1 protein-coding gene is annotated in these 379 nt (G+C 38.5%); it reads left to right on the forward strand.

What is annotated here, in order from left to right:
- The coding region (locus tag AC2A07_RS19755; protein ID WP_484051808.1) for a GIY-YIG nuclease family protein at positions 1-379 on the forward strand (379 nt) is incomplete at both ends.

Genomic DNA, 379 nt, shown 5'->3' on the forward strand with positions numbered 1-379 from the left:
TTAATCAGAGGGTCCTTGGTTCGAGCCCAAGAGGAGGAGCAAAACCACAGTCTAACATGATTGTGGTTTTTTTTATGTATTATATCTATATCTTGTTCTCTGAGTCCGCTCATAAATTCTATGTTGGATATTCGCAATCTCCTACAGCAAGACTTGCGAAGCACAACGAACAGGAAAACTTCAACACTTTCACCAGAAAATTTCGCCCCTGGAAAATGGTTGCGCTTTTTGAGGTTTCCATCGATAAAACCATAGCTATAAAAATTGAAAGGTTTATTAAGAAACAAAAATCAAAAAAATTACTGGAAATGCTTTGTGATACAGAATTTCAGCCTACGGGAGTTTTAGCTCAGTTGGTCAGAGTCCCGAACATTCGGGA

The sequence above is a fragment of the Chryseobacterium sp. HNCC26DJ238 genome (assembly GCF_057180465.1).